Source organism: Stenotrophomonas geniculata ATCC 19374 = JCM 13324, assembly GCF_001431625.1.
GTDB classification, from domain to species: domain Bacteria; phylum Pseudomonadota; class Gammaproteobacteria; order Xanthomonadales; family Xanthomonadaceae; genus Stenotrophomonas; species Stenotrophomonas geniculata.
The window spans coordinates 1-14201 of the sequence record NZ_LLXT01000017.1 but is presented as its reverse complement, the minus strand read 5'-3'; the positions used below and the strand labels follow the sequence as shown (position 1 = coordinate 14201).

Sequence of the window (14201 nt, the reverse complement as noted above, 5' to 3'; positions counted from 1 at the left end):
GTCCGTGGATCCGGTGACGGCGTATGACCAGCCGGTTGGGCAATTCAATCGCTATCGGTATGCGAACGGGAATCCGTACAAGTTCAAAGATCCTGATGGACGCATTGTCGAGACCGTATGGGACGTTGCGAACATTGCGATGGGCGCGACCAGTGCCTACTCGAACTTTAGCCAAGGTAATGTGGGGGCAGGTATTGTCGACTCAATCGGCGTGGCGATTGATGCGACGGCAGCTGCAGTGCCCTTTGTTCCCGGAGGCGCGGGTACGGCAATCAAGGCAGCCAGGGGACTTGAGAAGGCTGTTGACGGTGCGCGCACAGCTGAAAAGCTCGGCGACGCGGGCAAGATGGTTGGAGATCTTCCAAAGCCACCCACGGGCCCGGGGGCAGTTCCAGTAGCACAACGAGACCCGCAGCGGTTGTTCACTGATTCCGCACGAGAATCCAAGCGAGCTGAACAAGGTGGAAAGTGCGCGACAGGCTGCGGGACGTCAATTGATCGGAGTAATTCCGCCGGGCATCATATCGAGCGACACGCCGACGGTGGTCCCACAACTTCCTCCAATCATGCCGAGGTCTGTTTGGACTGTCACAAGCAATTGCACGGGAGAGATTAGCAATGAATGAGACGACCATAGCTAAAGATGGTGAGAACGAGACTGCGGTGCCGCAAGCTTGGCGGCCCACGCTCGCAGCCATCGTTGATGCTCTGATTCAAGGTGGCGAACCATCGCTACCGCAGGTAACCCTTCAGGCCCCAGATGTGTGGGCAAGCGCGCTAGAGAACATTCGCGCGTATGGCGCACACTTGAAAAGGCTGCCAGATGAGTCCTGGAACTCTTCTGTCTGCATCTGGTATGGAGATTTTTGGAATGTTCTGGTTGATCTTTACACAGAAGAAGAGGGGAGGAGTGATCTAGTGCTTCAGGCTCACGTGTACGAAGTTGGTGATGGGTATCGATACGAGGTGATTTTGGTATACGTGCCGTAGAACCTGAAGGTCTGTTCGAATTTCATCGGTTTTCAGATTAAGTGGTGACTTAATTGGCGGCTACATGGGGCGGGGCTGTGCACTGCGGACGATCCGCATCCAAACATGGCCTTGCATCCTGTCCTAAGTTGGCCTTATCGCCACTTACGGACGCTCCGCCCAATGTCATCCGCCCTCACCAAGCGCATCGTTCTCACAGCAGAACCCCGAGATCGCCCCTACGAGCTCAGGGACTCTCAGGTTCGCGGCCTGATTCTGCGAGTGCAACCCTCGGGCCACAAAGCTTGGATCGTGACCTGGGCGCACGGTAAGCGTCGTACCTTGGGGTCGGTTGAGCATCTGACACTTGATCAGGCCCGTGACCAAGCCCGGCAAGCCGTTGCTGAATACGTTCAGTCGGGATTGCCGACACTCGCAAAGTCCAAGCCCACCAGTTGCACGCTTGAAGTGCTCCTCAACGACCATTTCGAGCCTTGGGCGGTTGCCGAGCTCAAGGGTGGTCGCCAGTATCCGGACCGCATCCGATCGGTGTTCCCGTGGCTGCTGCGTCGTCAGATTATCGAAATTGACGCGCCCACAATGGAGCGATGGTGGCGCGGGCGTGTCACTGGCCCTGACGCCGTCACCAAGGCTACCGCAGCGCGCGACTTTGCTTGCCTGCGGTCTGCCTTGTCTCGGGCCGTTGAGTGGAAGCTGATCGAGACTAACCCCCTCATGGGCATGCGTCAGCGATCAGCAGCTAGCCGCAAGGTGGTTCGGTTCCTGTCCCCAGATGAGGAAGCGATGCTCCGGGCCGCGCTGGCAGCGCGCGATTTGGCCGGGGTTGAGGGGAGGGCGAACGCGAATGCTGCCCGACGTAAGTACCGGCAAGCGGTTCTGCCTGACTTGCCGATGGACGGGTACGTCGATCACCTGACCCCGGTGGTGCTTACAGCGATGAATACGGGCATGAGGCGGGGTGAGTTGCTTTCGATGACCTGGGCTGACATCAACTGGGAAGCCAAGATGCTGACCATTCGCGCCGAGAGCGCCAAGTCCGGTAGGCAGCGTCACATCCCGCTAAACGTCGAAGCCATGGAAGTCCTGCAGCGTTGGGCTGGGCAAGCGGGCGAGCGCCGTGCGGGTAAGGTCTTCGACGTGACCGACATCAAGAAAGGGTGGGGCAAGCTTATTACTAACGCCCGCATTGAAGAGTTCCGTTTCCATGATCTGCGCCATCATTTCGCATCACGCTTGGTCCGGGCAGGCGTGGACCTGAACACCGTGCGGGAGCTCTTGGGACACGCAGACATCACCATGACTCTTCGCTACGCCCACCTGGCCCCGGACACCCTGGCGGCGGCAGTTGCCAAGCTGGCGGCGTGAGGGGGGCTAATCCCTCTGCTCCCCAGCCAAACGCTCTAGCTCTTCCCGCATCCTTTGGCGCTCCCCAGAGGGAAGCTTAGCGAAAGCCAAGATCGCCGCAGCCAGGTCATCGTCCTCAGCGAACAGGTAGGCGACCGGGACATCCAATGCCTTGGCTAACTCCGCAGCCTTGGTCATGTCAGCTTGGTTTCGTTCGCGCTCGTACCTGTTGATCAGCACGGCACCCCGGTTCTTGTCCTGGTCCTTATCCACCAGCGCCCCCAGCGCGCGCTGGGACAGCCCGCGCAGTGCTCGAGCTTCGGAGAGCCGCTTGGAAAACGTTGCAGTAATGACAGTGGCCGAGGGCACGCGGAGGTAACGGTCTGTGAACCTGCAGCAGCATGGGCCATATACCTGATCAGTAAAAGTCATTACCATAGCAGTATATAGCGTTGTGCGAGGTATGACTGGCTGCAAGGGGTGGCCGGGCCCGTCAGCGCTCAGTCGGGGACGTTGGGATGAAGAACCGGATTACGCATGTTGCCGTCATGTCGTTGGTGCTGACGGCTGTTGTTCCCGGGGAGGTAGTGGCTCAACAACAGCGGTCATACGACCGTTTCAAGGATCGAACCTCCTACGAGGCCAAAGTGGAGCTATCGGAGCTGTCGAAGACCAGCAGGGGCATTTCTCTGAGCCTGCACAGCGTAGTAGACGGAGACCGCGCTGTTACGAAGTCGGACTCTTTCACTGTTTCGGCCATCGTCACCTTCAACATGTCCTATGACGTTCGCTGTGCCGGTACAAGCTTTGACATGCTCGTGGACGGAAGGGCTGTTTCGCTTCCCAGCGACATGCCCGCCTTCAATCGATACGAGTACGCAATCCTTTCGTTCGGCAAGAAGATGACCTTGGCAGAAGCGGGGGCCTTCACCGGTGCCAACAGGATCGAGGTCCGGGTCTGCGATACCGAATACAGCCTGGACGATGAGCAACGCGCTGCATTGCGTGATCTGCTCAAGGACGCTCAGGTGGGTAGTCCAACGGGTGGCTGACGTCGGAAACCCCAGTGCATCCAATCATGGAGGAGAGAACATGCAAACCAGCGATCCAGCAACTAACCTTTATCAATGCCCGGCTTGCCGTGCTGCCATCCCCTCGGGTAGATCATCCGCGAAGTGTCCTAAGTGCTATGCGGACCTGCCCAAGGCAATTATTGAATCGAATCGTGCGAGCGCGAACGCCCGGGAAGAGCGTGGCTCGACAGCGGCGTGTGTGGCATTGGGGCTAGTTGCACTCGCCATTGGGCTTTACTTCCTGATCAACCCCTCAGCAGGCGGTTACGGCAACATTGCCAACATGCATGCGCTAGCAGTAGGGCAAGCACTGACCATCGCTGGGGCTGTGCTGCTGGGCTTGGGCATTCGCCCTCGCTGAGCAACTAGATTTGCCGCAACCAGGCCCGCTGATGGCAACGTCAGTGGGCCTTTTTACGCTAGCTGAGGTGTCACCTGGCTACTGTCTCAGTCGCCGTGCTGGCTGCACAGAATAGATGCTCTAGGATCGCCCTGTCGGCCAATCTGGGGCTGTCCCAGGGCTGTCGATGCAGGGGAGTAGCGACCCTGTCAGGCTAGCCTTGTGCGGCGATTGGTGCGCATTGGCGAACAACGGGTTCTAAGTATGTGCGCGGATGATCCGTATCCAAAGCACGAAGTCCTAGATGGTTCGCGAAGGCCGCGTTACCTAGCTGCCGTAGTGGGGGACCGGAATCGATCACTCCATACAGCCGTGATCATTCGAGCTCAGCCCTCCTTCGGGACTCAGCAACTCTGGACTGTTGATGGTTCTTTGCAACTGCATTCTTGGTTGACTGCTTTGAGAGGGTGCGCATGTAGGCCGCTCGATGCTCCTCTTTGCGCTCGTGTTCACGCGTCAATTTCAGCTTATCAATGGCCTTCAGAAGCTGGCTTTTGCTGTTGGGTGATAGAGCCTCGCTAAGATTTTCAAAGGTGTCCTCCCAGGCTACCTTTCCTCCAGCGAGCTTAGAGTGCCCGAATGATGTGATCGCAAGTCTCTTAGCTCGGGCATCAATAGACGTTTCTGACACCATCTTTTTGCGTATCAGACGCCCAACAAGTACAGACATCGATGCTGGAGTGGTGCCAATCAGTCGAGCGAGGCTCGCCCGCGTCATCGGATAAGCGTTGGCACCTTGTGCCCGCTCGATAGCCTCTAGCGCCAGGAATCCAGAGAGGGATAGGTCGTATTCCTTGAGGCGGACTTCAAGATCACTAGTCAGCCCGCTGGCAAGTATCAATAGTGCCTTGAACTCAGGATGGGGTGGTTGGCTCATGCCACATCCTAAGGTGGTGGACTGGTTGAATTCAATGGGTCCGCCACTTACTTGCTTGGCAACCTTGTTTCCAGCGACGGCAATTTCGCAGTCGCTAGCAACCAGGAGAACTACCATGCACAAGCACAACAATATTGATCGCTCCACCCGCCTCTTCGCTGCGCAGCGTGAGGGCAGGGACGCGCTGCACGCCGCGCAGAGCGCAATTTCTGAAACGATCATGGGCCGTGAGCAGCTGGTCTTGGATAAGGTGTGCGAGATCCATCGCGCCTCCACCTACAGCGAGATGACTGCATTCCAGGCCACAACTGAGTTTGCGAACATGCTGCAGCGCTACATCGGGACTACTGACCGTCGCTTCGACCTGCGCGTATGCGATGCCTCGATGTTCCGTGCGATCTGGAAAGCTCGCCAGATGGTTGACATGACCGGTATCAACTACCGCGACTACGTTCAGCGTGCTGTGACCTACTTGCGCCACTGCGGCAAGAAACGCATCACTCCTGCAATGCTTGTCTCTGCTGAAGTACAGCTGCACGTGATGGAACTCGACGCCGTCAGTCGCTGAGGCCCGAGCCGGTAGCGGCCCTTGGCGACCATGTTGGGTGCGGAGGGGCCCCTCTGCGCCTAACGGCACTAAGGAGCGTGATGGCTAGGGATGGCCTGGGACCAGGTGAAGTTCAGGCTGTCACATTTGGCGATAGCGCCATCCAACCGCTTGGGGGCCGTTCCCTCATCCAATCCATTGCGCGCCCGCAGCGGAAGCGTCCGGGCGCGCCGTGCGCTAGTGAACATCAGAAGACCGGCGATTTCATCGGCCCGGTCGGTATAACACTGTCTTTATCGAGGAGGGCAGGAGAATGGCTAGGAACAAAGAGTCAGGCGCGACGGGCGGGAAGGCAAAGGTAAAACGGCCTAATCCGGCCCGAAAGAAGGCGTCTGCGAAGAACATGATGGAGGCGCAGAGCAGGGATGCCTCGTATCAGCGCGCGCTGAAGTCGGCTGATCCCGTGGAGCGACAGGTGGGAGAGCTGGTCTTCCAGCGCACGTACATCGATAAAGGCTTGCTTGCTAAAGAGGCATTGTTGCTGCGCAACCGTTGGATCGGGAACCGCTACATGTCCCCGGTGCAGGCCACGCAGGCCTTCACGGAGGCATACACCGCCGCGTACCGTGCTGCTTGGGCGCGCCACTTTGACCTTTCCGAAGCGCCGCATAAGCAGCCCTGTGCGCCAAGTCTCGCATTGAACGACAGGGCGGTTATTACCAGCTTGTGGCGGGCCCGTCAGAAGGCTGACGAACTGGGAATGCCGTACGATCTGTTCTGCGAGGTCGTCATGGAACGATGGATCGTGGGCCGGAAGGCGAAGCGCCCACCATTGCCAAACCAGCTGATTTCCGGGAAGTTGTTCGGTGCATGGATGCGAGGACATCCGACCTGGGCTGAAGCTAGTGAACGGTTGTTCTTGCCCGCTTGGGATCGGCGCTTCTTTATGGAGCCGTCTGGAGAAGATCCCGTGCATGCTGCGGCAATGCGAGCATTGCGTGCAGATGTGTTGCATGCAAAGGACCGTTCCGCCCAATTGGCGCGATATCTTGGGGCTGGTGGACCGCTGGCAGAGGCGCGTGCCAAGGCGATGTTTGAAGCAGATATGGTCCGGGATGCGCTAGCGATGGTCGCCGTGCCTGCTGAGGTCAACGACGCGCCTGAAGGATACGTTCCGGCGTGCATCGGCAATCGTAACGACGTGCGGGATATGCCGTGTCACAACTGCCCATTCGCCGTGCAGTGCTCGAGCGTAAAGCGGAAGGTGACACGCGCGCTGAACGCGGCAGGCGCCTCTGGCGATCCCCGTGCGGACAGGAGGCGTGAGCAGAACCGGAACAGCCAGCGCAAGCATCGCGAGGAGCAACGGCGAAAACTGGCTGCATAGCGAGCGCCAATAAGGTCTTATGAGCGCAAACGAGCTTGCTTGTCAGCGGCCCCATAAGAGCTATAAATCAAGAGCAACTACCTTCTCTTTGAGAAGGTAGATATTTATTGGGATGCCAACGTTGATGTCCCGTGACTGGTCCCATCGGTACTCGGGCCTTCGGCCCTCGCACCTCGGGTCCAGATGCGCGCCCCTTCGGGGACGCGCAGAAAATTATAGCCGGGGTTGTGTGGAGAGCGCGCCTCGGAGTCATCGAGGATGATCTGTAAGCCTCTGTGTTGAATCCCACCGGTGTTTGCGTAGGGGTGTCGCTGGCCGGTACTGCGGCGCGCTCAGCGAGCTTCTGGTGAGCCCTGGCGAGCATCCTGCAGGCCGCTTATGAGCGCAACCTCCCGGCAATCACTGTGATGTATAGATTGCTCGCCCATGTATGCAGTGTTTATGACGATCCACATGACACATGGTCGATTCGATGGCTACCCGGATAATCATGTCGATTGTTGTGAACCGCAGTTGTCATTGATCCACGGCGAAATTGGCCGCGAGGTTGCACGGGGACTTGGCCGTGAAAGCGCGCTTTGGAGGTCCCGCATGCGGATGTAAAGCGCATACGAAGCGCTATCAAAGTCCATGTGCCCTAAGCCTAACGTGCAACGTGTGGGCGGCGGTGTACGAGCTCGTGCCTGCAACCGCAAGATGTGGTGGCCATGTATGAAGCGTGCGGTGGTGTTCGATCTTGTACGGGCGGTAAGGAATGTGTTCCTTTCAAGTCTCATCCCCTGCGACCGATATGCTCAAGGATGCATAAAACAATCAGCGGGACGGCTACATGGATCGTTGGACGTGGATGATGGTAAGGATGTATGCGCCCGCACTTGGGGCTTTGGCGCTGGGGTTGCTGCTGATGCTGCCGTTGGGAATGCTCCGGGAGAGTCCGGTGCTTGCAGGGGTGTATGCGATGGCGCGATGGCTCCCTGCGTTGGCTATCGCGGTATCGGTCACCCTTGCACTTGTCGCTACTGTGCGGCTATGGCGCTGGGATCAAGGGCGCAGCCAGCTGGTGTGCGAATGCGGTGGCTTGCTTGGCCGGGAGCGTACTGGGCGCTTTGGTGCATATCGGAAGTGTCTCGCCTGCAACCGTAACGTCAATGAGAGGTACTACACGTAGGTTCGGTCTCGAGGCGCGTACACCGCGAGCCGCTGTCCGCCTTGAAAGTAGGTGTGAGTCCAACCTGGCTTTCCATGGGGCTTCACGGGCCCGAATCGGCTCAAAGTGACGGCTACTTGGCTTACAAGGCACTTATCGGCACCCTGGTTGCCAGTTGGGGTTGGCTAAGTCATTGATCCAAAAGGGCGCCTGACCATCTGTGGTGCCATGGGTAACTGCATCAGTACTGCAGCGCTCTTCGAGCTGGATCGTTCCCCCCCCCCGTCTTGTGTGCCCAGGCCGTGCCCAAAGGTCACCTTTGGGTGGAATTCACTGAAAATGTAAGGCTAGAAGATGCCATTTTAGGGGGCGCTTGTTGGACTGGCCTTGTCGGCTGTATCTTGCTTATTCGGAGGCAGGTTCAAGACACTTGCTGTCTTGAGGCTTGTGTTCGCATAAGTGCTTGTTTGCGCTCCAGTTCCCTAATAGACTGGGGAAGGGGTGATTTGCATCAAGGGATCCAAGTCTCAGTGCAGACGAGGAATGTTCGCTCGTCTGTGCCGAAGTGAACGGAGGTGTAGATGCACTACGTAAGAGCGATAGTTGAAGTGGCATTGGTTGTCTGACAGAAGACTGCCCAAGCAGCAGAGACCTTAATTTAATCGGCTCCTTGCTGCCCGGGCTGGCGGTTTTTTAGCAAAGATCGCAAGGCGCCTGCAATCCAAGCTGGATCGTTGACGTCCTGCGGTATCAGTTGCAGCTAGCATTTCTATCTCCCAGGGGGGGGGGCGTAGTGGTTGTGGAAATGGACCCAACGAAAATGACCGCGGCAGACGGATGCTTCTTGTGTGCGCCGCCTGAGGACCTCGTGTTTGCGAGAAAAGGGGGGGCTTATGCCCTGTGTGGCCTTGGCCCGATCGTTCCTTACTATACGATTGTAGCCACGCAAGAGCATGTCCCCTCTTGGGCTGACGATCATTCAGATGGTGGAAATTCGCTCTTCCCGCTTCTATCAGAAATACGTGCAATGTTTCGACGGATGGGGATGGAGGTTGCCGTTGGAGAGCATGGGAGAGTTCCCCTATGCGTCGAGACCTTGGTTGCCGACAGGCACTGCTATCACGCGCATCTTCTTGTGTTTCCTGATGTCCCCCAGCAGAGTCCTGAGTTGTTATCTAACTTTGGCGTCACTGCAAATTACTCCGAATGGAGTGATTCTCTAGGGGCTACCGGCCCTGGCGAGTATTTTCTATTATCTCAGAGCGAGCGCTCGTGGGATATTTGCTCGGGGCCAAGCGGGGCTCCCCGTCAGTTGCTAAGAAGAATGATAGCTAGTTCGATTGACAGAACAGAGCTTGCCTCTTGGAGGGATTATCCAAATCGCGACGACGCTCTCCGTTACGCTAAGGAGCTTCGCGAAGAGTGGGAAAAGCGCCATGGTTGATAACATCGCCGGGCACGCACTGGATTTGCTATCCAGCCGATTCTCGGAGTCGAGCGTCGAGGGAAAAGCGGGGCGAGGATGGGGGCAATTTATTGATGGAGATAGAGGGCATACGCAGATCGGACCCTATGGAACATCTGCCGGCCTGATCGTTAGTGCCCTCGCAAACGGTCACGTTGACCTGCCTGCGAACAATGAGGCCGTTAAAGAGCTAGAAAATGAATGGAATTTGTACAGGAAGGGCGAGAGCGAGCAGCTCAAGCTTTTTTCTCAGAACGTGCGCTTGGCGCTCGTTCTGCTAGCCGTTCGAATGGCAGGTGCGCATTTTTCGAAGTTTGCGGATGACATCCGAAGCGAACTGATCGCCCGCCAGCTTTCCAATGGCTCTTGGGGGGAGTGGTGGGTTAGCAATAGTGAGCACGATGAGCGTAGTAGGACGCTTGCTTCGTCCATGGTAGTTCTGGGCCTCTCGCTGATGGCACCTGGAAAGACGGGTGTGTGTGATGTTTCGGTGAGGTGGGCTCGTAATCAGTCGCCGTTGCCAATGTCTGGCGCGGGTAAGTCAAAGCTGGATTCGGTGATGCACACGTTGGCTGTTGTGGTGAATCGCCAAGACAATATGAGTGAGTTCTACCGCATTCTGAGATCCTCCGCCTGGCGAGATCTAATGCAGGAGGGAGACTACCTTGCTGTTCACTTCTATGACTACAAATGGCGCGTAAAGAAGCGCCTTCTTCATGGTCGCGAATATGTTATTGCCCCCGTTAATCTGTTAGTTGGAATTGCGACGCTGCAGTGTAAGCAGAAGACAATGGCTTCATTGGTGGGCCTCGATTTGGCAAACGCCGTGGCGCTGTCGATGGTGTCGAAAAATGGACTGTATATCGTTGGCGAGGGTGCTAGGGCTTCTTCGCTAAATCAGGCCTGGGCTTCGATTCTCGTTGCAAGCAGTGCGGTCGATTTCGGGTCGCAAAATTTTCTGCGGGCGGTACTTTTTCTTTTCAAGAAGCGGAAGAACAAGTTTTTTGATAAGTGGTTTCCAGCGATCTCTGTATGTCTTGGGACCTTCCTCTCTGCGTGTGCGCCAGATGTTCCCGCCGCGAAGGGTACAGCTGCTGTGCTTCTCGTAATTCTGGGGTGGATAACGGCTAGCTCAATCAGTTCGGTCTTGCGAAGGTCATGAGGATCTTCGATCCTCTTTATGGTGCATTCGACGTGCCGAAGTATGTCGAGGCCCTTGCGCTCGCCCCGGAGGTAAGGCGCCTTGGGAGCGTCCGACTTCTCAATACAACTGCGCCAACTACCGCGACGCTAGGTGATCTTCGCCGCTTTTCCCATACGATGGGCGTATTGCACATCTGCACGACCTCACGGTTGGCAGCTTTTGACGAGGAAGAGCGAAGAGCTCTGATAGCGTGCGTTCTGGTCCATGATGTGGGAACTCCCCCCTTTGGTCACCTTTTCGAGACGTTGCTCGCTGAGGAGATCGGCTGGAATCACGAGAGAGTCGCGAGCGACGTTCTCCTCGGGCAGAGTGTTTCCTCTAATGTCGCGCACGCAGTGTTCGCGAATAGAGGTGTCGGATTCTTAAAGATCCTTGGGCGAAATGGCATTGATCAAGGTCTGGTGCTCGACATCCTCTCGAAGCGCCATCCGCTGTCTGTTCTTCTATTCGGGACTTTGGATTTCGACAATCTTGATAACGTCGCCAGAATGGGGTGGGCTCTTGGACTAGAGTTTGATAAGAAATTTCCTTCGCGGCTCGCATCCCAGCTAGATGTTACGAGGGCCGGATGCTTAGTGCTATCAAGCGAATGGTCAGTTGACGTTCTAGAATGGCTTGCAGTGCGAAAGCGTGTCTACGAGGTGCTGTTTTTTGACGCAATGACGGTTGCATCTCAGGCTGTGCTGTCTAGGGCTGTAGGGCAAGTTATGAGCTCGGCTGAAGTCTCGGTCGACGATTGGTCGCTGACTGATGAGCAGCTGTTGGCAAAAATGGCGGCAAGTCGATTCGTTGACAAACGCTTGCTAGATTCTTTTTTTGGTCAGCTTCCCTTGCTTGCTTACTGCATCCATTTGCGGTCGGGCACGGCTCTTGATACTTTGACGAGGCGTGAGATTTATAATCATATTTTCAGTTCCTTTTCTGCTGATCTTAAGTCTGATGTATTGCCGTTTGTTCAAAGGGATAAAAGAACGTTTGGCAGAAGAATGGTTTTTAACGCGCCCGACTCACTAAGTAGTTGGAGTGTTGGTGAGGATTCTAGTGGTGTCGTGGTTTATGCGTTCCTTCTTTCTGGAAGTGTTCATAAGGCTGCGAGAATTGAGGCGGTAAGACGATTTCTGTGCGAGCTGGAGATCGACGAGGGCCAGGTGTTGCGAGTTTCCATTGAGCGCGAGATTCTTAATGAGATCCAGGGTAGCTTCAGTTTCTAGGCTGCGAGACATGAATTGGGACTTTGAGGGGTCTCGCAGCGAGTCCGAATTTTCGGCGCTGCACTGGCACCCTTGTAGGTTCGTTTCGCAGATCCCGGCGGGATTGATTAGTTTGTTATCTGATGAGGGCGATGTCGTGCTCGATCCATTTCTTGGCTCGGGTACTACATTGGTTGAGGCGCAGCGTCTGAAGCGGCGGGGAGTCGGTGTAGAGATTAATCCGGTTGCTGCGATGATCGCTTCGGGGAAAACTATTCCGAAGCGCCAGGCTGTAATCAAAAGAGCACTTCACGAATTGGCTGAGTTGGCGCGCGACCAGCTGGAAGGGGACTTGTTGAGGACGCGCATGCGGCAGCCGATTCTTCACCCTCCAACAGTGCAGATGGATAAGTGGTACATGCCTGACGTTGGGCGGCAGCTGAGTGTGCTTTGGGGGCTGCTGAATGGCTTGCGGGGCGATTCAAGCAAGCTTGGTCATTTGGCCTTCTCTTCGATTCTTATTAGAGTCTGTCGAGAGACCAGACATTGGGGTTATATCTGCGACAACACTATGCCGTTGTCGAGCCGGCGGGCTGATGTCCTGGTTGAGTTTCTTCGCTCCCTGTTGATGATCGAGCGAGCCTACGCTGCACGAGAGCTTTATCTCGGGCCGGGCGAACGTTTGCGGCGGGCTCAAGTAATAAATGGTGATGCGCTGGTGGAGCTGGCGCGCTTGAAAGGCTCGGTCAATCTTGTTGTAACGTCGCCGCCTTACTTCGGAGTCAGCGACTACGCAAAGTCTCAGAGGCTCACAGCCGAATGGATGGGTGCCGATGTGGAGCCTGTACGTCTCAAAGAGATTGGGGCTCGAAGTAAGAGGCATCGTAAGGACGCCTACGAAAGTTACATGAGCGAGCTTGTTCGCGTCATGGATGCTTGTCGCGAGAAGTTGGTTGAGGGTGGCTTCTGCTGTCTGGTGGTCGGTGAGTCAGCCTCTAGACGTGGGTACATCGCGCAGTTGCATGATGCTATGGAAGGCATAGGGTTTCAAACCGTGCATTTGGTTGAGCGCGCGGTTTCCGAGCAGAGAAGGCAGAATCCCAGTATTCTTTCTGAGCAGATTGCTGTGTATCGGAGGGTTAGATGAGTACGCTTCTGGACCTTGGCGAACGAGAGATTATTAGAAGGTTTCTTTCTCCGCTCGTGGATGGGTTGGGCGACGATTGTGCTCAGGTGCAGGTGGACGCTGGCGTGGCTGTCTTAACGACAGATCCAGTTCCGATTCCTGCTGCTTACGTGATTGGTGGTGACGACGATAAGTATTGGGTCGGGTGGCTACTGGTTGTTATAAATGCGTCTGATCTTGCGGCATCTGGTTGTGATCCAATTGGTCTCCTCGCCGCTATAGAGTGCCCTTCTGACTGGAGTGTTCGTGTATTTGAGCGATTGGTAGAAGGCATTAGGGATGCGTGTTTGGCTCATAAGATCCGATACTTGGGTGGTAACCTCAAGGAGGCGGGGATTTTTTCGGCGACAGGCACGGGTATTGGCTTGTGTGTCGATAGGCAACCGCTAAGTCGGAGTGGAGCTACTAGTGGTGACTTAATCGTGCTGGTGGGGAAGCCACCAGCGTTCTGGAGGGATGCTCTGGCTGTTCGCTCAGGACGGCAGGCGGATCGCACCGGCCCTTTGTTTCGGCCCATTGCACAGAACGAGGTCATGGCTGCCCTCAGTCGGCAAAGCTTGGTTAAGGCGTCTATCGATAACTCCGATGGTTTATTGCCGAGTCTGCAGCAGCTCGCAGTCGCAAGCTCGGTATCTATAACGCTTGATTTGGTGCAGATGCGTAGTGGGGGGGCAGCAGCACTAGGTGACTCGGATCCCGTGAGACTTATGCTCGGATGGGGCGATTGGAACATGGTTTGTGCGATTGACCCGGTGAATTTTGAGCGCGTCAAGCTGGTTGCGAAAAGCAATGATAGCGACTGTATTGTTATTGGTAATGCGGATTTTGGAAGTCAGGTGTATTGGGGGAGTGGCGATCATAAAACTGTTGTGCCAAGGCTTGAGTCCGAGCGTTTTGCGAAAGACTCTTGGTTTTCAGAGGGCATCGACGGCTATGTCTCGAGACTATTGACAATACCCATTCCGGAAGCATAAGAAGTAAATTGTATAGATTCACTTAGAGGCCTCGCAGGTATAAACCATTGCTCAGGCTCGGTTTGTTCCTTTGCCGTAGGGGCGAGTCGCCATTGTTCCGGAGGTTCTTTGGCGTTGCTCTTGCTTACGACGCTCCTCGGTACGTGCCTAGCTCTAGATTGCTCTTGTAGATGAGGAAGGTCCTCATTCTCGCCCGCGTCGCGGATGGTCTGGACGATTCAAGGCTTAGGTAGCGCTTACCATCAGTTGGGGCAGTTCCGGCCGATCTCCGGAACGGCGTTGCCAAGCGAGCTCGGTACGCAGGAGGCAACGCTCCATGCCGGCCCGCTTGGCCAGAGTAGGGCCTATCCGATCAGTTGCTAGTCTCCTGGGCCGATAGTAAGGGCACTAGGCTGGGTTCGTAATGCGTAGGTCGCA

At 56.1% G+C, this 14201-nt stretch carries 13 protein-coding genes; 11 read left to right on the top strand and 2 right to left on the bottom strand.

Going from position 1 to position 14201, the window contains the following annotated elements; genetic code table 11:
* The 3 genes from ARC63_RS22590 to ARC63_RS01065 form a co-directional block, all read left to right on the top strand.
* The coding region (locus ARC63_RS22590) for a polymorphic toxin type 10 domain-containing protein (protein WP_231298556.1) at window positions 1-616 on the top strand (616 nt) is incomplete at its 5' end.
* Between the two features lie 2 nt (window positions 617-618).
* On the top strand, window positions 619-990 hold the full coding sequence (locus tag ARC63_RS23045) for a DUF7668 domain-containing protein (RefSeq protein WP_139042354.1): 372 nt from the start codon (window positions 619-621) through the stop codon (window positions 988-990).
* Window positions 991-1152: 162 nt separating this feature from the next.
* Window positions 1153-2355, top strand: a complete 1203-nt coding sequence (locus ARC63_RS01065; protein WP_057502308.1) for a site-specific integrase — start codon at window positions 1153-1155, stop codon at window positions 2353-2355.
* 6 nt (window positions 2356-2361) lie between these two features.
* Here ARC63_RS01065 and ARC63_RS01060 read toward each other — a convergent pair whose 3' ends face one another.
* Window positions 2362-2703 carry a helix-turn-helix domain-containing protein gene (locus ARC63_RS01060; RefSeq protein ID WP_057502309.1) on the bottom strand — a complete coding sequence of 114 codons (342 nt, stop codon included), beginning with the start codon at window positions 2701-2703 and terminating at the stop codon, window positions 2362-2364.
* Window positions 2704-2852: 149 nt separating this feature from the next.
* Between ARC63_RS01060 and ARC63_RS01055 the strand changes: the two genes are divergently transcribed.
* Together ARC63_RS01055 and ARC63_RS23040 are read left to right on the top strand one after the other, a co-directional pair.
* Window positions 2853-3386 carry a hypothetical protein gene (locus ARC63_RS01055; protein ID WP_057502307.1) on the top strand — a complete coding sequence of 178 codons (534 nt, stop codon included), beginning with the start codon at window positions 2853-2855 and terminating at the stop codon, window positions 3384-3386.
* A gap of 40 nt (window positions 3387-3426) precedes the next feature.
* Window positions 3427-3768, top strand: coding sequence for a hypothetical protein (locus ARC63_RS23040; RefSeq protein ID WP_139042353.1), 342 nt, complete (start codon window positions 3427-3429; stop codon window positions 3766-3768).
* Window positions 3769-4123: 355 nt separating this feature from the next.
* Here ARC63_RS23040 and ARC63_RS23035 read toward each other — a convergent pair whose 3' ends face one another.
* The gene (locus ARC63_RS23035) at window positions 4124-4684 is read right to left on the bottom strand and encodes a MarR family winged helix-turn-helix transcriptional regulator (RefSeq protein ID WP_139042352.1); all 561 of its coding nucleotides are present in this window, start codon (window positions 4682-4684) and stop codon (window positions 4124-4126) included.
* A 115-nt stretch (window positions 4685-4799) separates the two neighbouring features.
* Here ARC63_RS23035 and ARC63_RS01050 point away from each other — a divergent pair, with 115 nt between their 5' ends.
* The 6 genes from ARC63_RS01050 to ARC63_RS22585 all read left to right on the top strand — a co-directional run bounded on the left by ARC63_RS01050 (window position 4800) and on the right by ARC63_RS22585 (window position 13784).
* Window positions 4800-5252 carry a hypothetical protein gene (locus ARC63_RS01050; protein ID WP_057502306.1) on the top strand — a complete coding sequence of 151 codons (453 nt, stop codon included), beginning with the start codon at window positions 4800-4802 and terminating at the stop codon, window positions 5250-5252.
* A gap of 292 nt (window positions 5253-5544) precedes the next feature.
* Window positions 5545-6618 carry a bZIP transcription factor gene (locus tag ARC63_RS01045; RefSeq protein ID WP_139042351.1) on the top strand — a complete coding sequence of 358 codons (1074 nt, stop codon included), beginning with the start codon at window positions 5545-5547 and terminating at the stop codon, window positions 6616-6618.
* 2583 nt (window positions 6619-9201) lie between these two features.
* The gene (locus tag ARC63_RS01035; protein ID WP_139042350.1) at window positions 9202-10392 is read left to right on the top strand and encodes a hypothetical protein; all 1191 of its coding nucleotides are present in this window, start codon (window positions 9202-9204) and stop codon (window positions 10390-10392) included.
* A complete protein-coding gene (locus ARC63_RS01030; protein WP_057502302.1) occupies window positions 10389-11645 on the top strand; it encodes an HD domain-containing protein in 1257 nt (418 codons plus the stop codon). The genes ARC63_RS01035 and ARC63_RS01030 overlap by 4 nt, the downstream gene beginning before the upstream one ends.
* A 10-nt stretch (window positions 11646-11655) precedes the next feature.
* The gene (locus ARC63_RS01025; protein ID WP_057502301.1) at window positions 11656-12771 is read left to right on the top strand and encodes a DNA methyltransferase; all 1116 of its coding nucleotides are present in this window, start codon (window positions 11656-11658) and stop codon (window positions 12769-12771) included.
* Window positions 12768-13784: a thiamine-phosphate kinase gene (locus ARC63_RS22585; protein ID WP_082587793.1), complete on the top strand. Its 1017-nt coding sequence runs from the start codon at window positions 12768-12770 to the stop codon at window positions 13782-13784. The genes ARC63_RS01025 and ARC63_RS22585 overlap by 4 nt, the downstream gene beginning before the upstream one ends.
* The last annotated feature ends 417 nt before the right edge of the window (window positions 13785-14201 follow it).

Coding starts and splice junctions, on each gene's coding strand:
- ARC63_RS01035 (WP_139042350.1), top strand. CDS start 9,202: ATGGTTGATAACATCGCCGGGCACGCACTGGATTTGCTATCCAGCCGA.
- ARC63_RS22585 (WP_082587793.1), top strand. CDS start 12,768: ATGAGTACGCTTCTGGACCTTGGCGAACGAGAGATTATTAGAAGGTTT.
- ARC63_RS01025 (WP_057502301.1), top strand. CDS start 11,656: ATGAATTGGGACTTTGAGGGGTCTCGCAGCGAGTCCGAATTTTCGGCG.
- ARC63_RS01030 (WP_057502302.1), top strand. CDS start 10,389: ATGAGGATCTTCGATCCTCTTTATGGTGCATTCGACGTGCCGAAGTAT.
- ARC63_RS23035 (WP_139042352.1), bottom strand. CDS start 4,684: ATGAGCCAACCACCCCATCCTGAGTTCAAGGCACTATTGATACTTGCC.
- ARC63_RS23045 (WP_139042354.1), top strand. CDS start 619: ATGAATGAGACGACCATAGCTAAAGATGGTGAGAACGAGACTGCGGTG.
- ARC63_RS01065 (WP_057502308.1), top strand. CDS start 1,153: ATGTCATCCGCCCTCACCAAGCGCATCGTTCTCACAGCAGAACCCCGA.
- ARC63_RS23040 (WP_139042353.1), top strand. CDS start 3,427: ATGCAAACCAGCGATCCAGCAACTAACCTTTATCAATGCCCGGCTTGC.
- ARC63_RS01050 (WP_057502306.1), top strand. CDS start 4,800: ATGCACAAGCACAACAATATTGATCGCTCCACCCGCCTCTTCGCTGCG.
- ARC63_RS01055 (WP_057502307.1), top strand. CDS start 2,853: ATGAAGAACCGGATTACGCATGTTGCCGTCATGTCGTTGGTGCTGACG.
- ARC63_RS01045 (WP_139042351.1), top strand. CDS start 5,545: ATGGCTAGGAACAAAGAGTCAGGCGCGACGGGCGGGAAGGCAAAGGTA.